The following is a 7874-nucleotide window of genomic DNA, read 5'->3' on the forward strand; positions in this document are numbered from 1 at the left end:
GTATTATCCCGCCGCCGCGCTAGCGCTCCTCGTGAGCGTCAGCGCGGCGGCCGTTAACCGGCCGTTCTGACGCCTAAACTGGCGGCATGATCGACAACCCGCGCTCCCCTCGAGTACGCGGCGTGGCAAAGCTGGCCAAGAGAGACGCCCGGTTGCAGACCGGGTTCTTCCTTTTGGAGGGCCCCCAAGCCGTTACCGAAGCCCTCACCTACCGGTCGGAGCTTCTCGTTGAGCTCTTCGCCACTCCGACAGCCCTCGACAAGTACCCCGAGATCGCGAGAATCGCCGACGAGATCGACCTCGAGGTCGAATTCGTGACAGAAGACGTGCTCGACTCCATGGCCGACACCGTGACGCCCCAGGGCATCATCGCCGTCTGCAAGCAGTTCCCCACCTCGCTCAAAGACATCCTCGCGGCGGAGCCGAAGCTCATCGCCATCCTCGAAGAGGTACGCGACCCGGGCAACGCGGGAACGATCATCAGGGCCGCGGATGCCGCCGGTGCCGATGCGATCATCCTGACCGGCCGGAGTGTCGACCTCTACAACCCGAAGGTCGTGCGAGCGACCACCGGATCGATCTTCCACATCCCCGTCGCGATCGCGGCCGACCTCGAGACCGTCATCGAGAAGGTCAAGGGCTACGGCCTGCAGATCCTCGCCGCCGACATCAAGGGCGCCGACCTGCTCGAGGCCCGCACCACCGGTGTGCTCGACAAGCCCACCGCGTGGCTGTTCGGCAACGAGGCCCGCGGACTGAACGACGAGCACTACGCCCTCGCCGACAAGGCCATCACCGTGCCGATCTATGGCCACGCAGAATCGATGAATCTGGCGACCGCGGCATCCGTCTGCCTGTATGAAAGCGCGTTCGCGCACCGCTCCGCCTGATTGTTTCAACTTAGTTAAGAAGTTCGTTCAAGTTTGTACCCCACCCGACCCGTGTGGTTGGGTGGGGGCATGGAACCTCTCGTCGTAGTCGACCACGTCAACAAGCACTACGGCGAACTGCACGTTCTGAAAGACATCACCACCACGATCCACCGTGGTGAAGTGGTCGTCGTCATCGGCCCCAGCGGCTCGGGCAAGTCCACGCTGTGCCGGGCGATCAACCGCCTCGAGACCATCGACAGCGGCACCATCACGATCGACGGTAAGCCTCTGCCCGCCGAAGGTTCCGAGCTCGCGAAGCTGCGCGCCGACGTGGGAATGGTGTTCCAGAGCTTCAACCTGTTCTCGCACAAGACGATCCTCGAGAACGTCACCCTCGGCCAGACCAACGTGCGCAAGCGCTCCAAAGCCGACGCCAACAAGCGCGCCATGGAACTGCTCGACCGGGTGGGAGTGGCCAACCAGGCCAGCAAGATGCCGTCGCAGCTCTCCGGCGGGCAGCAGCAGCGCGTGGCCATCGCCCGCGCCCTCGCGATGGACCCGAAGGTCATGCTGTTCGACGAGCCGACCTCGGCCCTCGACCCCGAGATGATCACCGAGGTTCTCGACGTGATGGTCGGCCTCGCCAAAGACGGTATGACCATGGTCGTCGTCACCCACGAGATGGGATTCGCCCGCAAGGCCGCCCAGCGCGTGTTGTTCATGGCAGACGGATCGATCGTCGAAGAGGCCACCCCCGAGAAGTTCTTCACCGACCCCCAAAGCACGAGAGCGCAAGACTTCCTCTCGAAGGTCCTCACCCACTAATCGGTGGGCGAGCAACACAGCAACACAGCAACCAGGAGGAAACCATGAGACTCAAAAAAAGTCTAATGATCTCAGCCATCGCCCTCACCGGCGTGCTCGCGCTCAGCGCCTGCACCAACTCGGCTGAGACCGCACCCGAGGCGACCGTCGAAGAAGATGTCAGCTTCGACGAGGGAACGACCATGGCCGCGCTCAACGAGGCCGGCGAAATCACCATCGGCACCAAGTTCGACCAGCCGCTGTTCGGCCTCGCCGGACCCGACGGCGACCCCGTCGGCTTCGACGTCGAGATCGGCAAGCTGATCGCCGCCAAGCTCGGGATCCCCGCCGATGGCATCACCTGGACCGAGACGGTGTCCACCAACCGCGAGCCCTTCATCCAGAGCGGACAGGTCGACCTCGTCATCGCGACCTACACGATCAACGACGCCCGTAAAGAAGTCGTCTCGTTCGCGGGACCCTACTACGAGGCCGGCCAGGACATCCTGGTTCTCGAGGGCAACCCCGAGGGCATCGAAGGCCCCGAAGACCTCGAGGGCAAGAACGTCTGCAGCGTCTCCGGCTCCACGAGCGAGAAGAACCTCGCCGAGTACGGCGCCGTTGTTCTCCCGGCCGCCGGCTACAGCGACTGCCTCGAGCCCCTGCGCACCGGCGCCGTCGTTGCGGTCTCGACCGACAACGTCATCCTCGCCGGCCTCGCCGACCAGAACGAGGGCGAGTTCGAGGTCGTGAACAACCCGTTCACGCAGGAGCCCTACGGCATCGGCCTCGCGCTCGAAGACGACGAGTTCCGTGCCTGGATCAACGACACCCTCACCGAGGCGTACGACGACGGCGACTGGGAGGCCGCCTGGGAGGCGACCGCCGGCAAGGTCCTCGACCTTCCCGAGCCGCCCGCTGTAGACAACTACACGCGCTAATCCGCAGCACTCACGGAATGGCCCGCGCGGTTCGCCGCGCGGGCCATTCCCCGGCGATAACAACAAGAAAGGGAGGTGGGCTGTGGATGCCGTAATCGAGAACCTTCCCGTTTTCCTCGAAGGATTCGGGCGCACGCTCACCCTCCTCATCATCTCCGGCGCCTCGGCGCTCGCGATAGGCATCGTCGTCGCGGCCATGCGCATCTCGCCGGTAGCGTCGTTCCGCGGATTCGCGGCGGTCTACACCGAGATCGTGCGCAACACCCCGCTCACACTCGTCTTGTTCTTCATGGCCGTGGTCGTGCCGTACCTCGGCATCCGCGCCGACTTCTTCCCCCTCGCGACCGTCGGTCTCGCGGTGTACACCTCGCCGTTCTTCGCCGAGGCCATCCGGTCGGGAATCAACGGCGTGCCGATCGGCCAGGCGGAAGCCGCCCGCAGCATCGGACTCGGCTTCGGCCAGACCCTGCGTCTCGTGGTCATGCCCCAGGCGCTGCGCATGGTCGTGCCGCCGCTCATCAACGTCTTCATCGCTCTCACCAAGAACACCTCCGTCGCCGGCGGATTCTTCGTGATCGAGCTCTTCGCCTCGGCCCGCGTCGTCATCAACGACCGCGGTGACGCGGTCATCGCGATCCTCGTCGCCGTCGCCGTCTTCTACCTGATCATCACCATCCCGCTCGGCCAGATAGCCGCGCGCATCGAGAAGAAGGTGGCGATCCTGCGATGAGTTCCTCCATTCTGTACGACGCCCCGGGACCCAAGGCCAAGCGCCTGTCCCGCATCATCTCGATCATCGGCATCGTGCTGATCCTGGCCCTCGTGGCGTGGATCATCACCGCCCTCGCGGCGCCGCGCGTCTCGATCAACGGCAACGTGCAGCCGAGCCTGCTCGACGCCAGCCGCTGGGACATCTTCAGCGATGTGCAGTTGTGGCTCGGCATCCTCCGCGGCGTGCAGGCGACACTCGCGATGTTCGTCGCCGGGGCCATCGGCGCGCTCATCATCGGCGTGCTGTTCTGCTTCGGCCGCATCTCGGCCACGAAGTGGATCCGCGTGCCCGTCTCGATCCTGCTCGAGTTCTTCCGCGGCATCCCGGTGCTGCTGCTCATGCTGTTCACGCTGCTCGTGTTCAGCACCGGATCGTACTGGGCCGGCGTGGTCGGCCTCGCGGTCTACAACGGCGCGATCATCGGCGAGGCGCTGCGCGCCGGCGTCAACTCGCTGCCGAAGGGCCAGCGCGAGTCCGGGCTCGCCATCGGCCTCACGCCCCTGCAGACACGCTTCAAGATCGAGTTCCCGCAGGCGTTCCGCCAGATGCTGCCCATCATCATCGCCCAGCTCGTCGTGCTCCTGAAGGACACGTCGCTCGCCTACGTGATCAGCTACCCCGAGCTGCTGCGCTACGTCATGACCTATCTGGTGAACTTCTACGGCGAGAGCTACCGGTTCTCGCTGTTCGTGATCGTGCTCGCGATCTACCTGGGCATCAACCTGCTGCTGTCGTGGATCGCCCGGATCGTCGCCCGTCGCACGGCAGCCGGACGGAAAAAGAAGGGCCGTCCCACGACCGTGGGCGAGCCCGTACTGCTTTACCCCGACGCAGGCGGCTCGGGCTCCGGTGGCGGAGCCATCCTCTAGCCGGCCCGCTAAACTCGGTGCTTGTGTCAGAACCCACCCAGATCACCGAAGAAGCCGTCGCAGCGGCGGTTGACGCCGCCCTCGCCGCGGTCGCAGCCACCACGACGGTGAGCGAGCTCAAGCTCGCCCGCGCCGCGCACACGGGGGAGACCTCGACGATCGCCCAGCTCAACGCGCTGATGCGCAGCGTGCCCGGCGACCAGAAGGCCGCCGCCGGCAAGCTCGTCGGACAGGCCCGCGGCACCGTGAACCAGGCGGTCGCCGCGCGTGAGGCCGAACTGGCCGTCGCCGAGGAGAACGCGAAGCTCGCCGCGGAGGCGGTAGACGTGACGGCGGTTCCGCTGCGCTGGACGGGCGGAGCGCGTCATCCGATCTCTCTTCTTATGGAGAAGATGAGCGACATCTTCGTCGGCATGGGCTGGGAGATCGCGGAGGGCCCCGAGCTCGAGAACGAGTGGTTCAACTTCGACGCGCTCAACTTCGACGAAGACCACCCCGCCCGCGCCATGCAGGACACCTTCTTCGTCGACCCGGTCGAGAAGCACCTCGTGCTGCGCACGCACACGAGCCCCGTGCAGATCCGTTCGCTGCTGGGCCGTGAGCTGCCCGTCTACATCGTCGCGCCCGGCCGCGTCTACCGCACCGACGAGCTCGACGCGACGCACACCCCCGTCTTCCACCAGATCGAGGGCATCGCGATCGACAAGGGCCTCACCATGGCGCACCTGCGCGGCACGCTCGAGCACCTCGCCCGCGCGCTGTTCGGCGAGGGCGCCCAGATTCGCCTGCGCCCCAACTTCTTCCCGTTCACCGAGCCCAGCGCCGAGATGGACGTCTGGCAGCCGAACGCCAAGGGCGGCGCGCGCTGGGTGGAGTGGGGCGGATGCGGGATGGTCAATCGCAACGTGCTTCGCGCGGCCGGCATCGACCCCGACGAATACCAGGGCTTCGCCTTCGGTCTGGGCATCGACCGCACGCTGCAGTTCCGCAATGACATGAACGACATGAGAGACATGGTCGAGGGCGACATCCGCTTCAGCCAGCAGTTCGGAATGGTGGTCTGATGCGTATCCCCGTCAGCTGGCTCGGCGAGTACGTCGACCTGCCCGAAGACGTCTCCGTCGAGCACCTACACGCCGCCCTGGTCAAGGTCGGCTTCGAGGAAGAGGGCTTCCACGGCTTCGACCTCACCGGACCCGTCGTGGTCGGCCAGGTTCTCGAGTTCACGCCCGAGGCGCAGACCAACGGCAAGACCATCAACTGGTGCAGCGTCGATGTCGGAGAAGCCGAACCCCGCGGCATCGTCTGCGGCGCGCACAACTTCGCGGTCGGCGACAAGGTCGTCGTGTCGCTGCCCGGCGCCGTGCTGCCCGGCCCGTTCCCGATCGCGGCACGAAAGACCTACGGCCACGTGTCCGACGGCATGATGGCGTCGGCGCGCGAGCTCGGCCTCGGCGAAGAGCACGACGGCATCCTGGTGCTGGGCAACCTGGGCCTCGACCCGGAGGTCGGCGCCGACGCGCTCGAACTGCTCGGCCTGCACGACTTCGCCGTCGAGATCAACGTCACGCCCGACCGCGGCTACGCCCTGTCGGTGCGCGGTGTCGCCCGCGAGTACTCGCATTCCACCGGTGCGGCCTTCCGCGACCCCGCGCTCACGCTGGTTGAGCCTGTCGAAACCCCCGCGACCGGATTCCCCGTCACCATCGACGACACCGCCCCGATCCGCGGCCGCGCCGGCGTCTCGGTGTTCGAGGCCCGCGTCGTGCGCGGCATCGACGCCACCCGCCCGACCCCGTCGTGGATGGTCGCGCGCCTCGCCCTCGCCGGGGTGCGTTCCATCTCGCTCCCGGTCGACATCACGAACTACGTGATGTTCGAGCTCGGCCAGCCGATCCACGGCTACGACCTCGCCACCCTCACCGGCGGCATCACGATCCGCCGCGCCACCGCCGGCGAGACGTTCGAGACGCTCGACGGCAAGGTGCGCTCGCTCGACGTCGAAGACCTGCTCGTCACCGACGAGTCCGGCCCGATCGGGCTCGCCGGCGTTATGGGCGGCGCGAAGACCGAGATGACGACCGGCACGGTCGACGTGCTGATCGAGGCGGGAAACTGGGAGCCGGTCTCCATCGCGCGCACCGCCCGCCGTCACAAGCTGCCCAGCGAGGCGGCCAAACGCTATGAGCGCGGCGTCGACCCCGCCGTGGCCGCCCCCGCGGTCGCGCGCGTCGCCGAACTGCTGGTCGACCTCGCCGGCGGCACCGTCGACACCCTCGGCTCCAGCTACAACGCCGCCACGGCGCCCGCGCCGATCGAGCTTCCGGCCGACTACGCCGCGAAGTTGATGGGCGTCGCCTACACCGCAGACGAGATCGAGTCGTCGCTCACCACGATCGGCGCCGAGCTCTCCGCGACATCCGGCATCTACACCGTCACGCCCCCGACCTGGCGACCCGACCTCACCGACAAGGCCACCCTCGTCGAGGAGATCGCCCGCATCGTCGGCTACGACCGCATCCCGTCGGTGCTGCCCGTCGCGCCCCCCGGCCGCGGACTCACCCGTTCGCAGCAGCTGCGCCGTTCGGCGTCGCGTGCGCTCGCGGGTGGCGGCCTCACCGAGGTGCTCTCCTACTCGTTCGTCACGAGCGCGAGCAACGACCTGTTCGGTTCCGCGACCGGCGGCGCCGTGCCCGCGATCAAGCTCGCGAACCCGCTCGACAGCGAGTTCGGCTGGATGCGCACGTCGGTTCTGCCCGGGCTCATCGACGCGGCCCGTCGCAACCTGTCGCGCGGCCTCACCGATCTCGCGCTCTTCGAGGTCGGCCTGGTCTTCCAGCCGGTCGCGGGCGAGACCTACGGCAGCGGCCCGTTGCCCGTCGGCAACGCGCGCCCGAGCGACGACACACTGCTCGCGCTCAACGCGTCGATCCCGCCGCAGCCGTGGCACGTCGGCGCGCTCTTCGTCGGCGACGCCGTCGCGAAGCAGCCGGGCCTCACCGCCGTGCACACGGGTGTCGCCGACGCGATCGCCGCGGCGCACCAGCTGGCCCTCGCGGTCGGCGCGACCATCACCGTGCGGCAGGGCAGCCACCAGGCCATGCACCCCGGACGCACCGCCGAGCTCTGGGCGGGCGACAGCCTCGTCGGCTACGCGGGCGAACTGCTGCCCGCCATCGCCGGCGACCGCGATCTTCCGCGCGTGGTCGCCCTGCTCGAGGTCGACCTCGACGCGCTCATCACGAGCACCAGCGACGAGGTGACGCCCACGCCGATCGTGTCGTTCCCGGCGGCGACGCAAGACCTGTCGGTCGTCGTCTCGGATGCCACGCCCGCAGGCTTCGTGCTCGCGACGGTCATCGAGGGCGCCGGTTCCCTGCTCGAGACTGCGCGGCTCGTCGACGACTACCGCGGCACCGGCATCGAGCCGGGGTCGAAGTCGCTGACCTTCGCCCTGCGTTTCCGGGCGCCCGACCGCACGCTCACCGCCGCCGAGGCCACCGAGGCGAAGACCGCCGCGGTGAAGCTCGCTGCGGCCCGTTTCGGCGCGGCCTTGCGCGAATAACGCCTCTGGCGTGCCGGTGGTGCAGTTGTGGCGGGTGTCGAGAGGTCGACA

General features: G+C 67.6%; 7 protein-coding genes. All 7 read left to right on the forward strand.

All coding sequences use genetic code 11. The features are described 5' to 3' along the window. Positions 1-86 precede the first annotated feature (86 nt). The 7 genes from ACLQ6X_RS11545 (at position 87) to pheT (ending at position 7823) form a co-directional block, all read left to right on the forward strand. Positions 87-890, forward strand: coding sequence for a TrmH family RNA methyltransferase (locus tag ACLQ6X_RS11545; RefSeq protein ID WP_411700308.1), 804 nt, complete (start codon positions 87-89; stop codon positions 888-890). A gap of 69 nt (positions 891-959) precedes the next feature. Beyond that, positions 960-1697 (forward strand): amino acid ABC transporter ATP-binding protein, encoded by a 738-nt coding sequence (locus ACLQ6X_RS11550; RefSeq protein WP_411700309.1) that lies wholly within the window; start codon positions 960-962, stop codon positions 1695-1697. A gap of 65 nt (positions 1698-1762) precedes the next feature. Further along, entirely contained in the window at positions 1763-2617 is an 855-nt protein-coding gene (locus ACLQ6X_RS11555; RefSeq protein ID WP_411700310.1) for a glutamate ABC transporter substrate-binding protein, read from the forward strand. A gap of 82 nt (positions 2618-2699) precedes the next feature. Then, the gene (locus tag ACLQ6X_RS11560) at positions 2700-3347 is read left to right on the forward strand and encodes an amino acid ABC transporter permease (protein ID WP_411700311.1); all 648 of its coding nucleotides are present in this window, start codon (positions 2700-2702) and stop codon (positions 3345-3347) included. After that, positions 3344-4258, forward strand: a complete 915-nt coding sequence (locus ACLQ6X_RS11565) for an amino acid ABC transporter permease (protein ID WP_411700312.1) — start codon at positions 3344-3346, stop codon at positions 4256-4258. Before ACLQ6X_RS11560 ends, ACLQ6X_RS11565 begins: the two co-directional genes overlap by 4 nt. Positions 4259-4281: 23 nt before the next feature. Then, entirely contained in the window at positions 4282-5322 is a 1041-nt protein-coding gene (gene pheS / locus ACLQ6X_RS11570) for a phenylalanine--tRNA ligase subunit alpha (protein WP_411700313.1), read from the forward strand. After that, on the forward strand, positions 5322-7823 hold the full coding sequence (pheT, locus tag ACLQ6X_RS11575; protein WP_411700314.1) for a phenylalanine--tRNA ligase subunit beta: 2502 nt from the start codon (positions 5322-5324) through the stop codon (positions 7821-7823). The genes pheS and pheT overlap by 1 nt, the downstream gene beginning before the upstream one ends. Positions 7824-7874: the final 51 nt, after the last annotated feature.

The organism is Conyzicola sp. (genome assembly GCF_046714715.1).
GTDB lineage: Bacteria > Actinomycetota > Actinomycetes > Actinomycetales > Microbacteriaceae > Conyzicola.